The 16,079-nt window shown below is 72.2% G+C and carries 15 protein-coding genes; 4 read left to right on the plus strand and 11 right to left on the minus strand.

Annotated elements, in window-relative coordinates; all coding sequences use genetic code 11:
• Positions 1 to 4: 4 nt before the first annotated feature.
• The 3 genes from HD594_RS16400 to HD594_RS16410 are packed head-to-tail and all read right to left on the minus strand — an operon-like array spanning position 5 to position 2,723.
• Positions 5 to 1,159 (minus strand): AMP-binding protein, encoded by a 1,155-nt coding sequence (locus HD594_RS16400; protein ID WP_184752123.1) that lies wholly within the window; start codon positions 1,157 to 1,159, stop codon positions 5 to 7.
• A 4-nt stretch (positions 1,160 to 1,163) separates the two neighbouring features.
• On the minus strand, positions 1,164 to 2,066 hold the full coding sequence (locus HD594_RS16405) for a 1,4-dihydroxy-2-naphthoyl-CoA synthase (protein WP_184752124.1): 903 nt from the start codon (positions 2,064 to 2,066) through the stop codon (positions 1,164 to 1,166).
• A gap of 60 nt (positions 2,067 to 2,126) precedes the next feature.
• Entirely contained in the window at positions 2,127 to 2,723 is a 597-nt protein-coding gene (locus tag HD594_RS16410) for a pentapeptide repeat-containing protein (RefSeq protein WP_184752126.1), read from the minus strand.
• Positions 2,724 to 2,934: 211 nt separating this feature from the next.
• Here HD594_RS16410 and HD594_RS16415 point away from each other — a divergent pair, with 211 nt between their 5' ends.
• Complete coding sequence (locus HD594_RS16415) at positions 2,935 to 3,669, plus strand: flavodoxin family protein (RefSeq protein WP_184752128.1); 735 nt, start codon at positions 2,935 to 2,937, stop codon at positions 3,667 to 3,669.
• Between the two features lie 2 nt (positions 3,670 to 3,671).
• Here HD594_RS16415 and HD594_RS16420 read toward each other — a convergent pair whose 3' ends face one another.
• The 6 genes from HD594_RS16420 to HD594_RS16445 form a co-directional block, all read right to left on the minus strand.
• A complete protein-coding gene (locus tag HD594_RS16420) occupies positions 3,672 to 4,247 on the minus strand; it encodes a P-loop NTPase family protein (protein ID WP_184752130.1) in 576 nt (191 codons plus the stop codon).
• Between the two features lie 470 nt (positions 4,248 to 4,717).
• Entirely contained in the window at positions 4,718 to 5,617 is a 900-nt protein-coding gene (locus HD594_RS16425; protein WP_184752132.1) for a heparan-alpha-glucosaminide N-acetyltransferase domain-containing protein, read from the minus strand.
• Positions 5,617 to 6,033, minus strand: coding sequence for a hypothetical protein (locus tag HD594_RS16430; protein WP_184752134.1), 417 nt, complete (start codon positions 6,031 to 6,033; stop codon positions 5,617 to 5,619). Before HD594_RS16430 ends, HD594_RS16425 begins: the two co-directional genes overlap by 1 nt.
• Before the next feature lie 61 nt (positions 6,034 to 6,094).
• Positions 6,095 to 6,895, minus strand: coding sequence for an LLM class F420-dependent oxidoreductase (locus HD594_RS16435; protein ID WP_184752136.1), 801 nt, complete (start codon positions 6,893 to 6,895; stop codon positions 6,095 to 6,097).
• A 38-nt stretch (positions 6,896 to 6,933) separates the two neighbouring features.
• Entirely contained in the window at positions 6,934 to 7,878 is a 945-nt protein-coding gene (locus HD594_RS16440; protein WP_184752138.1) for a permease prefix domain 1-containing protein, read from the minus strand.
• Position 7,879: 1 nt separating this feature from the next.
• Positions 7,880 to 8,215 carry a PadR family transcriptional regulator gene (locus HD594_RS16445; protein ID WP_184752140.1) on the minus strand — a complete coding sequence of 112 codons (336 nt, stop codon included), beginning with the start codon at positions 8,213 to 8,215 and terminating at the stop codon, positions 7,880 to 7,882.
• Positions 8,216 to 8,293: 78 nt separating this feature from the next.
• On the opposite strand from HD594_RS16445, the gene HD594_RS16450 reads away from it, so the two are divergent.
• Positions 8,294 to 9,298: an o-succinylbenzoate synthase gene (locus tag HD594_RS16450; protein WP_184752142.1), complete on the plus strand. Its 1,005-nt coding sequence runs from the start codon at positions 8,294 to 8,296 to the stop codon at positions 9,296 to 9,298.
• Positions 9,299 to 9,302: 4 nt separating this feature from the next.
• Here HD594_RS16450 and HD594_RS16455 read toward each other — a convergent pair whose 3' ends face one another.
• Positions 9,303 to 10,187, minus strand: a complete 885-nt coding sequence (locus HD594_RS16455; protein ID WP_184752144.1) for an oxygenase MpaB family protein — start codon at positions 10,185 to 10,187, stop codon at positions 9,303 to 9,305.
• Positions 10,188 to 10,219: 32 nt separating this feature from the next.
• On the minus strand, positions 10,220 to 10,876 hold the full coding sequence (locus tag HD594_RS16460) for a TetR/AcrR family transcriptional regulator (protein ID WP_184752146.1): 657 nt from the start codon (positions 10,874 to 10,876) through the stop codon (positions 10,220 to 10,222).
• 128 nt (positions 10,877 to 11,004) lie between these two features.
• Here HD594_RS16460 and HD594_RS16465 point away from each other — a divergent pair, with 128 nt between their 5' ends.
• Both HD594_RS16465 and HD594_RS16470 read left to right on the plus strand, forming a co-directional pair.
• A complete protein-coding gene (locus HD594_RS16465; RefSeq protein WP_184752148.1) occupies positions 11,005 to 13,848 on the plus strand; it encodes an MMPL family transporter in 2,844 nt (947 codons plus the stop codon).
• Positions 13,845 to 16,028 carry a YhgE/Pip family protein gene (locus tag HD594_RS16470; protein ID WP_184752150.1) on the plus strand — a complete coding sequence of 728 codons (2,184 nt, stop codon included), beginning with the start codon at positions 13,845 to 13,847 and terminating at the stop codon, positions 16,026 to 16,028. The genes HD594_RS16465 and HD594_RS16470 overlap by 4 nt, the downstream gene beginning before the upstream one ends.
• Positions 16,029 to 16,079 lie beyond the last annotated feature (51 nt).

Below are 16,079 nucleotides of genomic sequence, written 5' to 3' on the forward strand. Positions count from 1 at the left end.
GGGCTCAGTGCAGCGCCGCGACCGCCCGCCGGATCGACTCCCGGTCGGGCTTGCCCGAGGGGAGCGTCGCCAGCTCGTCGACGAGGATCAGCCGCGACGGCCGTGCGTGTGCGCCGACGGCGCGGCCGACGGCCGCCCGCGCCTCTTCGAGCTGCGTCGCCTCGGGGCGGCGGAGCGCCTCGCCGCGCGCGGCGACGATGACCGACGCCTCACCCCACCGCTCGTCGTCCACGCCGACGACGACCGATCCCCCGAGCCCGGGGACGGTCCGCACGATCTGCTCGACGCGGTCGAGCGAGACGTTGATGCCACCCGAGACGATGACGTTGTCGAGCCGCCCGCGCACGCGGAGGACGCCGTGCTCGAAGATACCGACGTCGCCGGTGCGGTACCAACGCGTGCCGTCCGCGTCATGCGGGAACGCCGCCTCGGTCCGATCGGGGTCGCCGAGGTATCCCGTGGCGAGCGTGGGACCGGCGATGCGCACCTCGCCGTCGACGATCGCGACGCTGACGCCGTCCAGCGGCACGCCGTCGTAGACGCACCCGCCGCTGGTCTCGCTGGAGCCGTACGTGCGGTGCAGCCGCACGCCGGCATCCTGCGCGCGCTCGAGCGTGGCCGGCGGCATGGCCTGCCCGCCGACGAGGATCCGCTCGAACGAGCGCAGGGCGGCCAGCACCGCGGTGTCGTGCTCGGCGGCGTCGAGCAGGCGCGTCAGCTGTGCCGGCACCAGCGACGTGTACGTGGCCGTGGCGTCGCCGAGGGGGCCGCGCACCATCATGAGCGCCGTGTCGGCGAAGCGCTCCGGCGTGAAGGGTCCTTCCAGCACGGCCGCATCCCGCCCGGCCAGGATCGAGCGCACCAGCACCTGGAGACCGGCGACGTAGCCGGCCGGAAGAGCCAGCAGCCATGCCCCCTCGCCCATGCGGGCCGCGGTCGCGCGTGCGCTCGCCACGAGCGCATCGGCGCCGAGCACGACGCTCTTGGGGATCCCGGTCGATCCCGATGTCGTGACGACGACGGCGGTGCCGTCGGGGACCTCTGCGGCACGGGTCGTCATCAGGCCCAGTCCCAGCGCCGGGCCGCGCCCGTCGAGGGCCTCGCGCAGCCGCTGGGCGATCTCGTGCGGATCGTCGGCGGTGAGCTGTTCGAGTCTCATGGGCTCAGAAGTGCCACGGATACGGCGACCAGTCGGGGTCGCGCTTCTGCAGGAACGCGTCGCGTCCCTCGACCGCCTCGTCGGTGCCGTATGCCAGACGCGTCGCCTCGCCGGCGAACACCTGCTGGCCGACCATCCCGTCGTCGACCGCGTTGAACGCGAACTTCAGCATGCGGATCGCGGTCGGCGACTTGGTCAGGATCGTGCGCGCCATCGCGATCGCCTCGCGCTCGAGGTCGGCGTGCGGGACGACGCGGTTCACGGCGCCCATCTCGTAGGCGCGCTGCGCCGAGTACTCCTCGGCGAGGAAGAAGACCTCGCGCGCGAACTTCTGCCCGATCTGGCGCGCGAAGTACGCCGAGCCGTAGCCGGCGTCGAACGAGCCGACGTCGGCATCCGTCTGCTTGAACCGGCCGTGCTCGGCCGACGCGACGGACAGGTCGCACACGACGTGCAGCGAGTGCCCGCCGCCGGCAGCCCATCCGGGGACGACGGCGATGACGACCTTGGGCATGAAGCGGATGAGCCGCTGCACCTCGAGGATGTGCAGTCGTCCGGCCCGGGCGGGATCGTGGACGGCGGTCTCGTCCTCGGAGTACTTGTAGCCGTCGCGGCCGCGGATGCGCTGATCGCCGCCGGAGCAGAACGCCCATCCGCCGTCCTTGGGACTCGGCCCGTTGCCGGTGAGGAGCACGACGCCGATCTTCGGGTCCTGCCGGGCGATGTCGAGGGCGCGGTACAGCTCGTCGACGGAGTGCGGCCGGAAGGCGTTGCGCACCTCGGGGCGGTCGAACGCGATGCGGGCGATGCGCCCGTCCGTCGAGACGTGCGCCGTGATGTCGGTGTAGTCCTCGGCGCCGGGTGCCGGCATCCACTCGCTCGGGTCGAACAGCTCGGAAACGCTCACCCGATCAGCCTACGCGCGGGGTGTCGTCGCACGGTGTCACGCGGCGGCGCGGCCGCATGCTCAATCGTCGGTGTCGGACGCGTCCGCCACGCGCAGCAGGTCGATGTCGTCGAGCCCCACCGGAGGCTCACCGGCGACGTAGAACGCCTGGGAGAGGTCGACCTCCTCGAGCGTGGCGCCGGTGAAGTCCACGCCGCTGACCTCCGTGCCGTCCAGCTGCGCCTCGCTCAGGTCCGCATCGGCGAGCACGGCACCGGCGAGATCCGCTCCGGTGAGGTCGGCTTCGACGAGCGTCGCGCCGGTCAGGTCGCTGCGCTTGAGTTCGGCGTCCCGCAGGTTCGCGTCCGAGAAGTCGGCTCCGGCGAGCCCGAGCCCGCTCAGCTGGGCGCCCTCGAGATTGAGGGCGGAGAACGGCAGCAGCTCGTTGCCGCCCATGACCGCTTCGCGCACGAAGAGCGAGTTCGACAGCGACTCCGCGTGCGACTCCCGAGAATCGGTGCTCGCCTGGTCGATGGCGAAGAACACCAGGCCGACAACGAGGGCGAGGATGACACCGCCGATCAATTCGAGCCACAGCTCGTCCCGGTTGCGGCGCACGAAGCCGCGAAGCCCGCGCTCGCCGGACGTCGCCGGCTCCTCGGAGGCGGGTGTGGACATGGCGGCGACCTCCTCGTCGGACGGCGCCGTCTGCCCAGGTGCGCACCGGCGCGCGGTCGACCCTACTCCGGACCCGCCCGCCGACCCGGGCGCCCGCGCCGCGCGGGGCCGCACCCGACTGTGCAGAGCGGCCGGGCAGCCCACTCGGCTGTCACCGGTTCGTCATGGCGCGACCGACCCCGCCGGAGCGGTCCGGGCGTAGAGTCGCGCCATGAGCGGACTCGACGATGCACCCGCCTCGTACGCCGACCTGCGGGCGGTCTACATCAACTGCACCCTGAAGCCCAGTCCTGAGCTGAGCCACACGCAGGGCCTCATGGACCACAGCATGAACCTCATGCGCGCGCAGGGCGTGCACGTCGACGGCATCCGCTTCGTCGACCACGACGTCGCGACCGGCGTCTACCCCGACATGCGCGAGCACGGCTGGAAGACGGATGCCTGGCCGGACGAGATCTGGCCGCTGATCGACGCGGCCGACATCCTGGTGGTCGGCGGCCCGCTGTGGCTCGGCGACAACTCGTCGATCACACGCAAGCTCATCGAGCGCCTCTACTCGATGAGCGGCCTGCTGAACGACCGTGGCCAGTACATCTACTACGGCAAGACCGGCGGCGCGATCATCACCGGCAACGAGGACGGCGTCAAGCACGCTTCGATGGCTATCCTGTACAGCCTCCAGCACATCGGGTTCATGGTCCCGCCGAACGCGGACGCCGGCTGGATCGGCGCGATCGGCCCCGGCCCGAGCTACCTCGATCCCGGGTCCGGCGGCCCCGAGAGCGACTTCACCAACCGCAACACCACGTTCATGACCTGGAACCTGCTCCACACGGCGCGCATGCTCAAGGACGCCGGAGGCCTCCCCGCGTGGGGCAACGTCCGCAGCGAGTGGGATCACGGCGAGCACTACGGGTTCGAGGCGGCGAACCCCGAGTACCGCTGAGCTCAGTCGCCTGAGCGCACCGCCTCGGCGAACGGCCCCGCGAGCCACTGCTCGACCTGCCGGGGTGTGCGCAGGCGCACCACGGTCAGGTGCGGGTGGGTCTGCTCGAGCGGCGGCACCTCGTCGCGGTACTGGCGGCGCTTGCGGACCGCCCAGCGCACGATGTGGTCGGGGTCGGTGAAGAACGTCCGCAGCGGCGGCTCGGTGTTGCCGTTCCACAGCTCCTCACCGGCGATCCGACGCCGGAGTGTCCGCGCGACCACCCGCGGGAGGGTGACCGTCGCGAACGGCAGATCGAGCCACACGAGCGTGTCGGCCCGCGCCGCGACCATCGGGCGCGCCGAACCGTACTGCCACTCGGTCACCCAGCGCTCGCCCGCGATGAAGGCGGCGACGTCGTCGAGGAACTCGGGGCGCCGCGTCCAGTCGGGACCGTGGAACAGCCCGTCGATGTCGACGTGCGGTCCGCCGATCGTCGGCGCGATGCGCGCGGCGAACGAGGTCTTGCCGACCCCCGCGACGCCGGCGACCGCCACCCGCCGCGGCGCGGCCGGGAGCGCATCATCGGCGGTCAGCATCCCCCGATGCTAGAAGCCGCGCGCGCCGGCGCGCTTCGCCCCGCCGGTCCTCCGGTCACCTGTCGGCGGCACTTCGCGGCATCCGCGCCCCTTCTCGCACCGCCAGCCCCGCATCGGCGGCACCTCGCGGCATCCGCGGCCCTCCTGGCACCGCCAGCCCCACATTCGCGGCACTTCGCGGCATCCGCGCCCCTCCTGGCACCGCCAGCCCCACATTCGCGGCACCTCGCGGCATCCGCGCCACCGATCGATGCGGCGGCTGCCGCACCCTGCCGCGCACGTGCGATCGGATGCCGCGGGGGTCGCCGCGTCATGCGGCGCGCGTGCCCGAGACACCGCGATCCGACCGGGACGACGCCCGTGTGCGCCGCGTCTCAGCGAGAAACCCGGGTCTCGGCGATCCGGTGCGGGCCGGCGCATGCGTGGGGGCGCGGCGGGGCGCCTCCGCGGGGGGCGGGCAGGCGCCCCGGCTACGGCAGGTCGGGCTCGGTGATCGGCTCCGGAAGCTCGAGGCCCGCGTAGGGCTCGAGCAGCGCCAGATACTCCTCGGTCGGGACCGTCGAGAACGGGCCGCCGGTGTACCAGAAGGCCACATCGGACCCGTCGACGGTCACCGTCAGTTCGCCGCCGACGCCGTCCGACCACACACGCTCACCGTCGCCCGCGGCGACGTCGCCCGCGGTGTCGGTCACCTCGGTCAGCTCGAGCTGCGCGGCCGCTTCGTCGAGTGCGGCGAGCAGGACAGCGGCCTGCTCGGGCGACCCGTCGAAGTCCGGCGTGCTCCACCGCGCCGAATCGGCGCGGAAGAACACCGAGGGGCCGCCGAAGCCGTTCGCGATCGAGGCCACGCCGCCGATGTCTCCGTCGACCGTCCAGCTCCAGCCGAGCTCGCTCGAGAGCTCGTCGACGACGCCGCGCGTCGCGTCCTGGCTCGTGCCCGCGAGGGCGGCCGGGTCGACGACCGCGAGTTCATCGGGGGCGTCCCACCCGTCGATGCCCGGGTAGTCGTACCAGAAGATGATCCCGCGCTGGAACGACACGACTCCGACCAGGTTCGTCACATGCGCGGCGACGGCGCCGAGGATCACCGGGTTCAGCAGCGACACCAGCGCGATCGCGATCGGTGCGACGACGAGCGACCGACGGCGCATCGCGATGAAGGGACCCACCACGATCACGGCGAGCGCGGCCAGCGACAGGACGGCGCCCACGACCCATCCCAGGTCGAGGGCCAGGGCGACCAGCGACAGCACGCCGATCACGATCGCGGCCACCAGCAGCGTGCGCGCGCGCATGGCGGACGAGCGGGGCGGCGCCTCGGCCTCGGGCGCGACCTGCGCAGGCGGGGGCAGCTGCGTCGGAGCGGTCATCAGCGCCCTCCCAGGAACACCAGCGGCAGGAGCGCCATCGTCCAGCTGTTGAAGACCGCCGTCAGCACCAGGGTCGCGATGCCGGTGACGCGCGTGCGGGGTCCGAGGAGCGCGATGAACGCGACCACCGCGACAAGGATCTGAAGGACGGCGAGCACGCTCCCCAGCTGATTGAAGACGGAGTCGCCGGTGTAGAAGTACACGTCGTAGGCGCTCATCGAGCCGACGCCGACCGCGAGGCCCACGAGCGGGAGCCAGCCGATCACGATCATCGTCCACAGCCAGCGCCGATGGTCGGGGGTCCCGCGACGCGGGCGCAGCGGGATGTCGTCGATCGCGGAACGGTGGTCCTTGGGGTGAGCGGCCCTGCCGCCGCTCACCGGGCCGCCGTGGCTGATGACCGGGTCCGGACTCATGGCCTCAGCATAGGCTCGGGGTCCGACAGACCGGGATGACCGCGCGGGCCTGTGGATAACGTCAGCCGCCGTTCTTGGCGTCCCGCCAGTCCAGCCACCCCTGCACGATGCCGAAGTCGTAGTCGGGGCCGTCGAAGCCGAGCGTGAACAGCCGCGTGCCGCCGTCGTACAGGGCGTCCGCCGTCTCGACCCCGCGACGCTGCAGCTCGTTCGAGACGACGAGGTCCGACGTGTCGCGCTCCTCCTTCTCGGCCCAGCGCTCGATCACGTCGAGCTTGTGGGCGAGCCCGTCGGGGCGGACGAAGCTGTGCCAGATGTCGGCGTGCCGCGCGACGAGGCGCAGGGTCTTCTGCTCGCCCGCGCCCCCGATGAGGATCGGGATGTCGCGCGTGGGCTCCGGATTCAGCACGTCCCAGCGCTTCTCGATGCGCTTCAGGCCCGCGGCGAGGTCGTCCAGGCGCGAACCGACCGTGCCGAACTCGTAGCCGTACTCCTCGTAGTCCCGCTCGAACCAGCCCGATCCGGTGCCGAAGATGAAGCGTCCCGGGCCGTCGCCCTTCGCCGAGATGTGATCGATCGTGCGGGCCATGTCGGCCTGCAGATCGGGGTTGCGGTAGCTGTTGCAGTTGACGAGGGCGCCGAACTCGACGCGCTCGGTCTGCTCGGCCCACGCGGCGAGCATCGTCCATCCCTCGAAGTGGAGGCCCTCGGGGTCCCCCGAGAGCGGGAAGAAGTGATCCCAGTTGAAGAGGATGTCCACGCCCATGTCCTCGAGGCGGAGGACGGCGTCGCGGATCTGCGGATAGGTGACGTGCTGGGGATGCAGCTGCACGCCGAGGCGCACGGGGGTGTCCAGGAGCATGCTCCCAGCCTAGGGATCCCCGTGCGCCCCGGCGCCGGTCAGATCGGCCGCGCGAAGGCCTTGCGGAAGGTGTCGATGATGCCCCAGATCGCGCTGCCGGCGATCGCGAACCCGATGATCACGGTGATGATCCCCTGCACGTCCTCCCCGCCCTCCGGGAGCACGGTCGGGAAGAACTCCGGGTTCAGCAGCTGCCCGTTCACGAGGAGCAGGAGCGCCGGCACCGCCAGCGCGAGAGTCAGCAGCGCGCTGGCGATCGCCAGGGCGGGGGTCCAGCGGCGGGCCGCGTGCACCACGATCAGCAGGATCGCGTCGAGCGCCAGGACCAGCAGCGCGTACGTCACGCCGACCGGCCACAGGCTCTCGGAGAAGAACGACACGTCCATCCCCGGCACGAAGCCGATGAAGTGATCCCACATCAGCGCCGCGGCGGCCGCCAGCAGCCCGATGAACGCCCCCACGACGTCGCCGACGCCGGCGCCGCGCTGGCGCGGCTCGGGCAGATCGTCGAGCGTCCAGCCGCCCAGGGACGTCTTGGCCCCCCGGCGCTCCATGATCGCGAAGACGAGCGTGACCCAGAACAGGACGTTGACGGCGACGCTGATCGCCGCACCGATCACCGCGCCGACCAGCTCTCCGAAGCTCGCTCCGGCGAGCGCCTGTGCGAGCGCGAGCGCGAAGGCGACCGCGGGCACCGCGATCCACAGCAGCAGCTTGATCAGTCGCAGCCAGTCGAGGAAGTAGGCCGGCCCGATCAGGTGGAGCGGGCGTCCGGTGTAGCCGGCGGCCAGCTTGTCGGGATCGCCCAGGTCGGTGAGGACGGCGCGCTCTGCATCCGCTCGCTCCTCGCCGGCCTCGACGCGCGCGTCGATCTGATCGTCGATCGACCCGCGCAGCTCGGTGGCGAGGTCGCCGCGCTGCGCCTCGGGCACGGTGCGCATCGCCGCGGCGACGTAGCGCTCGGTCAGGGTGGTGTCGCTCATGTCAGCTCCCGTGGGGAAGGGCGTCGATCGCACTCGCGATCGCGCCGAATTCGTCGGTGAGGACGTCCGCCAGTCTCACACCGGCGGCGCTGGTGCGGTAGAACTTGCGAGGCCGCGCCTCGTCGGTGTTCCACTCGCTCGTGAGGTGCCCCTGCTTCTCGAGCCGGCGCAGCAGGGGGTACAGCGTGTTCGCGTCGGTGTCGAAGCCCCGCGCCTGGAGGTCTTCGAGCAGGCCGTAGCCGTAACCGGGCGTCTCGAGCAGCCGCAGGCACGCGAGCACGACGGTGCCGCGCCGCAGCTCCTGCATGTGCGTCTCGCGGGCCTCTGTGTCGCTCATATCCAACACTGTACTGTGTGACACACACTATTGGCAAGGGCACAAGTGTGTGACGGCCGCGCGCGCGATGATGGAGACGTGAGCACCGATCGCACGCCGTCCCTCCCGTCACTCGACGACCTGCTGGCCTCGGCCCGCATCGTCTCGCTCCCCCTCGCCGTGCGCTTCCGCGGCGTGGACGTGCGCGAGGCCGCGCTGTTCGAGGGTCCCGAGGGGTGGACGGAGTTCTCGCCGTTCCTCGAGTACGGCGATGCCGAGGCCGCGACCTGGCTGGCGGCGGCGATCGACTTCGGATGGCTGCCGCAGCCGGCGCCGGTGCGCGATCTCGTGGTCGTCAACGCGACGGTCCCCGCCGTGCCGGCGGCATCCGTCCCCGGTGTCCTCGCCCGCTACGACGGATGCCGCACGGCCAAGGTCAAGGTCGCAGAACGCGGGCAGACGCTCGCCGACGACGTCGCGCGGGTGCGCGCCGTGCGCGAGGCCATGGGCCCCGAGGGTCGCGTGCGCATCGACGCGAACGGCGCCTGGAACATCGACGAGGCCGAGCACGCGGTGCACGCCCTGGCCGAGTTCGACCTCGAGTACGTCGAGCAGCCGTGCGCCGGCATCGACGAGCTCGCCGAACTGCGGCGGCGGGTGAAGTACATGGGCATCCCGATCGCCGCCGACGAGAGCGTGCGCAAGGCCTCCGACCCACTCGCCGTGGCCCGTGCGGGAGCGGCCGACCTGCTCGTGATCAAGGCCCAGCCGCTCGGCGGCGTGCGGCGAGCGCTCGACATCGTCGCCGAGGCCGGGCTGCCGGCGGTCGTCTCGAGCGCCCTCGACACATCGGTCGGCCTGTCGATGGGCGCGGCGCTGGCGGCATCCCTCCCCGACCTGCCGTACGACTGCGGGCTGGGCACGGCGTCGCTGCTCGGCGCCGACGTCGCCGAGCCGGCTCTCCTCCCCCGCGCCGGCCGCGTGCCCGCTCAGCGCGTCGAGGCGGACCCGCGCCTGCTCGACGCGTTCGCCTCCGCACCCGGGCGCGCCGCGTGGTGGCGCGAGCGCATCGCGCGCTGCCACGCGCTGCTCGCCCTCGGGTGAGAGCTCAGAACAGGGGAACGCGCTGCGCGAGCCGACGCCGGACATCGCGCAGCCGACGCCGGATCGGCAGCTCGCGCAGCCACCGCGGCGCCAGCTTCTGCACCGCCTTGATGCGCCGGTTCGACGTGTCGAGCGCGCGCTGATCCTCGTCGCTCCACGCCATGCCCATCAGGTCGCGGAACACCGGCGGCAGGTGCCCGGCGACCGTCCTCCGGCGGATGCGGAGCAGCCATGCCGGGATCCGCCGCCCGAGGTACTCGAGCCGCACGATGCGCATCAGGTAATCGCGCACGGGATCGTCGATCACGAGGTCGTCGAGGGTCTCGTCCCAGTACTCCCCGAACGCCTCGCGCGACGCCGGCCACGCGTCTTCGGGCATCTGGAGCGTCGTGCCGAACACCATGCCCTGCCGGTAGAAGTCGTCGGCGAAGTCGCCCTCGAGCGGTCCGTTCTGCAGGGTGTACGCCGATTCGGCGCCCATGTACAGACACGCGGCGACCCACTTCTGCAGCGCGGGGTCGAACGCCTTGTACGGCACCGTGTCACCGGGCTCGGACTTCACGCGGGCGTGCGAGCGGTTCGTCGCCAGGCGGTACGCGGCTCGCTCGTCGGCGCCGCCGAGCATCGCCACCGCGATGTAGCCCAGGGTCGTGCGCACGCGCCGCTTCGGGTTGCCGAACAGGCTCCCCTCGGTGACCTTGCTCTGCATCACGCCGTAGCCGACCGGCTGCATCGCCAGCTGCATGATGACGTTCGAGGTGCCGCCCACCAGCAGGAACCAGTTGACGGCCCGGCGCAGCGCGCGCGTGTCCATCGCGTCGAGCTCGCGCCGCCGCGACACCCGGGATCCCTGCCGGACGACCGGCGCGGCTTCCTGGTGCGCGGTCATGACCCGATCGTATCCCCAGATGTGAATTTCGGTTAACTTGACTGCGGGCCGGCGGGCGCCTGAAACAGCAGCTGCGCGACCCGTGCGAGGTCCTCGTGCGTCCGTCGGCGCATCTCGGCATCATCGTGGCCGGCCATGACGGCCCGCACGGCGGAGTGCTCCCACACGGTCAGCATCAGGGCGGCGGCATCGTCCGCCGGAACCCGGAACTCCAGCGCGCGCGTGGCCGCGATGTCGGAGATGATCTGCGCGACGCTGCGGCGCATCTCCTCCTCCTGCGCCAGGTACGCCGCCGCGAGGGCGGGATTGCGCAGCGCATGGATGCGGACCTCGCTCATCAGGAGCACGCCCAGCCGGTCGTCGGCCGACACATCGAGCACCTGCCGGACGATCTCGGACGCGTCCGTCGGGAGCGCCGCGAGCGCACCGTCGCGCCCCAGCTGCGCGATGCGGTCGCGCACCGCCCCGACGCGCTCGCGGGAGACGCGCGCGGCGAGCTCGAGGAAGAGCTCCTCCTTGGACTCGAAGTTCGAGTAGAACGCCCCGCGGGTGAATCCGGCGCGGTCGCACACGGCCTCAACCGATGCAGCATCCAGTCCCACTTCGGCGAAGACGAGTGCTGCGGCGTCGAGCAGCTTCTGCCGCGTCGCCTCACGGCGGCGCGAGGTCGCCACGACGGTGTCTGTCATGCGTTCTCCTCCGCGCTCATCTTCACACGAACCCTTCAGTTTGCGGGGAGCCGATCGCACTACGATACACACATGTATTCGATACAGCGCTGTATCGTTCCGATCTGATCCCTGGCCCGGAGGCGCTGTTGTCCACCCTGCTGTACTCGCTCGGACGCTGGGCGTATCACCGCCCCTGGCGCGTCCTCATCAGCTGGCTCCTCCTGCTCGTCCTCGCCGGCGGCGGCGCGGCGCTGTTCATGAAGGGCACCGACAACGCCTTCTCGATCCCGGGGACCGAGGCGCAGGAGGGCATCCAGATGCTCGAGCGCACGTTCCCGCAGGCCAGCGGCACGAGCGCGCAGCTGGTCGTGGTCGCCGCGGACGGCGACCTGATCACCGAAGACACGTACGCGACCGGCATCGACGACACCGTCACCGCGCTCGAGGACCTCGACGGCGTGATCGCCGTCACCGACCCCTTCGGCGACCTCGTCTCGGGCCTCGTCGCCGATGACGAGTCGGCGGCGATCATCCAGCTGCAGTTCGAGGGCCAGGCCACCGAGGTCTCGGACGAGACGAAGGAGATGCTCCAGGGGGTCTCGGCCGAGCTGCTCGCCGACCTCCCCGACGGCGCTCAGGCCGCCATGGGCGGCGACCTGTTCTCGACCGACGTCCCCGCGCTCTCGCTGATCGAGGCCGTCGGCGTACTCATCGCGCTGTTCGTGCTGATCGTCACGTTCCGCTCGCTCGTCGTGGCGTGGTTCCCGCTCGTGAGCGCGATCATCGGCGTCGGGCTCGCGATCGCCCTCATCTTCGTGGCGACCGCGTTCGCATCGGTGTCGTCCACGACCCCCATGCTCGCGATCATGCTGGGCCTGGCCGTCGGGATCGACTACGCCCTCTTCATCGTCGCGCGACATCAGGATCAGGTGCGCCACGGCATGGACCCCGCCGAGTCCACGGCCCGCGCGACCGGCACGGCCGGATCGGCCGTCGTGTTCGCCGGCGTCACGGTGCTGATCGCGCTCATCGGCCTCGGCTTCGCCGGCATCCCGTTCCTGACGACCATGGGCATCGCCGCCGCCGTCGCCGTCGCGATCGCCGTCCTGGTCGCCGTCACCCTCACGCCCGCCCTGCTCGGGTTCGCGAAGCACCGCGTCGCCGGCTGGAAGCCAAGCCGCGGCATCCGCCTCGGACGACGCGGGAAGACGGATGCCGCGAGCGCCGGCACCGACCAGCCGCGCCGTGCGAAGCGCCCGAACCGCTGGGTCATGCTCGTGACGCGACACCCGGTCATCACGACCGTCGCCGTCGTCGTGGGCCTGGGCATCGTCGCCGTGCCCGCCGCGAGCCTCACCCTCGCCCTCCCCAACGCCGGCGTCCAGCCCGAGACGAGTCAGGCCCGCCAGGCCTACGACCTCACGGCCGAGCACTTCGGACCCGGTTCGAACGGCCCGCTCATCATGACGGGAACGATCGTCACCTCGACCGACCCGCTCGGGCTCATGGCCGATCTCGCCGAGGAGATCGAGCGCGTGCCCGGCGTCAAGGAGGTCGCGCTGTCGACCCCCAACGAGACCGCCGACACCGCGCTCATCCAGATCGTGCCCGAGACGGCGCCCGACGACCCGGCCACCGCCGACCTCGTGCGGGCCCTGAGGGCGGAGCACGACCGGCTGCTCGACGAATACGGCGTCGATCTCAAGGTCACCGGGTTCACCGCCGTCGGCATCGACATCTCCGACCGTCTGGGCGCCGCGCTCGTGCCGTTCGGCATCTTCGTGGTGGGACTGTCGCTGATCCTCCTGATGATGGTGTTCCGCTCGGTGTGGGTGCCGATCAAGGCGGCCGCCGGCTACCTGCTGTCGGTGCTCGCCTCGTTCGGGGTCGTCGCCGCCGTGTTCGAGTGGGGCTGGTTCGCCGACGCTCTGCACGTCACGCGCACCGGCCCGGTGATCAGCTTCATGCCGATCATCCTCATGGGCGTGCTGTTCGGCCTGGCGATGGACTACGAGGTGTTCCTCGTCTCGCGCATGCGCGAGGACTTCGTCCACACCGACCGCGCGCGAGACGGGCGCGGCGCCCGCGCCACAGCCATCGGCGCCGTCCGCTCGGGCTTCACCGCCTCGGCGCGCGTGGTCACCGCGGCCGCCGTGATCATGTTCGCCGTGTTCGCCGCGTTCGTCCCCGAAGGCGACTCGTCGATCAAGCCGATCGCGCTCGGACTTGCGGTCGGCATCGCCGTCGACGCCTTCATCGTGCGCATGACGCTCGTCCCGGCCGTCATGGCCCTGCTCGGCGAGAAGGCGTGGTGGATGCCGCGCTGGCTCGACCGCGTCCTCCCCCACTTCGACATCGAGGGCGAGGCCGTCGAGCGCGAACGGGCGCTCGCGGACTGGCCCGAGCCGGACACGACCGCCGTGATCGCGGCCGAGGGCCTCGCGGTGCGGGCGGATGCCGGACGCAGCGCCGGCGACGTGACGCTGTTCGCCGACGCCGACGTCCGCGTCGACGAAGGCGGCACGCTGCTGGTCACGGGCGAGGCCCGGCCCACGCGCGCCTTCGCGCTCGCCGTCGGCGGGCGCCTGACGCCGAGCGAGGGCCGCCTGCGCGTCGCCGGCCATCTGCTGCCCGGGCGCGGGGCGTGGGTGCGCGCCCACGTGGGCATCGCCCTGCTGGCCGAAGCCGACGACCCGGTCCGCGAGGTTCGCGACGCCCTCGCCGGTCGCACCCGCACCGTGATCATCGACGGGATCGACACCCTCGACTCGCACGACCGCGACCAGGCGGCCGCGGTCGTGCTCGATGCGACCCGCTCGCTGCGCTCGCGGCGCACGGACGAGCCGATGCCGCTCACCGTCGTCGTCACCAGCCGCACCGACGGCCCCGCGCTGGCGTTCCTCGCCGATGCCCACAGACCCGACGTGCAGACGCTCGCGCTGCACGCGAACACCGCTTCCGTCTCCCCCGCCACCGAGGTGACCGCATGACCCTCCCCATCGAGCGCGCCCGAACGCGCAAGCCCATCACGTGGGTCACGATCATCGGCGTGCTGCTGCTGCCGGTCGTCATCGGCGGCCTGCTCATCGCCGCCCTGTACAACCCCACCGACCGGCTCGACAGCATCAACGCCGCGATCGTGAACGAGGACGACCCCGTCACGATCGACGGCCAGATGGTGCCGCTCGGCCGGCAGCTGACCGCCGGCCTCGTCGGCGGCTCCGACGAGGTCGAGGGCAACCTCACCTGGACGATCACGAACGCCGACGACGCCGAGGAGGGTCTCGCCGACGGCGACTACGCCGCCATCGTGACGATCCCGTCGAACTTCTCCGCCGCGGCGACGTCCACGCAGCCGGGCGAGACGCCCGAGCAGGCGGTCATCGAGGTCACGACGCCGCCGGACAGCCTCATCGTCGACGACGCCATCACCGCCCAGATCGCGCAGACGGCGGCATCCGTCCTCGGCGAGCAGCTGTCGGAGGTCTACCTCGAGAACGTGCTGCTCGGCTTCACGACCCTCGGGGAGGAACTCGGCACCGCCGCCGACGGTGCAGACGAACTCGCCGACGGCACGGCCGGCGCGGCCGAGGGAACCGTGTCGCTGGCCGACGGCGTCGCCCAGCTGTCGACCGGGGCAGACGGGCTCGCGGGCGGCGCGAGCGACATCTCGTCCGGCGTCGGACAGCTCGCCGGCGGCGCGCGCGACCTCGCCGACGGCGCCTCGGGCATCGCCTCGGGAACCGACGAGATCGCCTCGGGCGCGGGGCAGCTGGCCTCGGGCACCGCCGCATCGGCCGCGGGTCTGAACGAATGGGCCGCGGGCGCGCGCGAGCTCGCCGACGGCACGCAGCAGCTGGCCGACGGGATCTCGTCGATGATCCCCGACATCCCCGACGAAACCCTCGACCAGCTCGATCAGATCGCCGCCAACAGCGACCAGATCACGGCCAACGTGACCGACGCCGCCGACCAGCTGTCGGCGCTCGCCGCCGACTGCCTCGCGCAGGGCGGCACGCAGGAGCTGTGCGACGCCGTCACCCAGGTCTCGGCGCAGGTCGACAGCGCTCTGCCGGCCGTCACCGGCGTCCTCGACAACGCCGACACGATCGCCGAGGGCGTGCGCACCATCGCCGACGGCACCGGGCCGATCCTCGGCGCGATCACCGGCATCGCCGGCGGCATGGACGAACTCGCCGACGGCGCATCCGACGCCGCGGCCGGCGTGGGGCAGCTCTCGGACGGCATGTCGTCGCTCGCCTCGGGTGCGTCCGACCTCGCCGACGGCACCGACACGTGGGCCGCGGGCGCCCGCTCGTGGGCCGACGGCGCAGATCAGACGGCGGCCGGGACGGCGACGTGGTCGGCCGGCGCCTCGTCGTGGGCGGCCGGCGCATCCGACGCCGCCTCCGGTGCGGGCGACCTCGCCGACGGCATCACGCTGCTCGCCGACGGCACCGGCGAGCTCGCCGACGGGCTGCACACGGCCGTCGAGGAGATTCCGAGCTACACCGACGAGGAGGCGGCGGACACCGCCGCCGTCGTGGCCAACCCGGTCGCCGCGGAGGGACTCGGCACGAACCTGTTCGGCGCGTCCGCGATCCCGCTGCTGGCGATGCTGGCGCTGTGGTTCGGCGGCCTGGCGAGCTTCGTCGCGCTCCAGGCGGTGACCGGCCGCACGCTGGCTTCGCGCATGTCCTCGCCCACCCTCGCGATGCGCGCGCTGGCTCCGGCCGCGGCACTGGGCGCCATCCAGGGCCTGCTCGTGGCGGGGGTCGTTCAGCTCGCCGCCGCCTACGCGTGGGGAGACTTCTGGGTGTTCGCGCTGGTATGCGTGGTCGCCGGCGTCGCCTTCGCGGCGGTCAACCAGGCGCTGGTGGCCGTCTTCGGCGGGGCGGGGCACGGCATCGCAGCGCTCATCGGCGTCCTGGCAGTCGCGACCGGCATCGTGTCCACCGTGCCGGGCGTGCTCATGTCGATCGCGTCGCTCCTGCCGACCGCACCCGCCTACAACGCGATGGTCGGCGCCCTCACCGCCGCCGGAGGTGTCGGGGCCGGTCTCGTCGGCCTCGTCGTCTGGGCGGTCCTCGCGCTGGCCGTGACCGTCATCGCGGTCACGCGACGGCGGACGACGTCGGCGCGCGCGCTGCTGGCGGCATCCCCCGCCTGACGGGCTCCCGAAGCGGCAGCCGCGCCGGCGCGCCCGTGCCGGGGGGCGCGG

The organism is Microbacterium thalassium (assembly GCF_014208045.1).
Classification (GTDB): Bacteria; Actinomycetota; Actinomycetes; order Actinomycetales; family Microbacteriaceae; genus Microbacterium; species Microbacterium thalassium.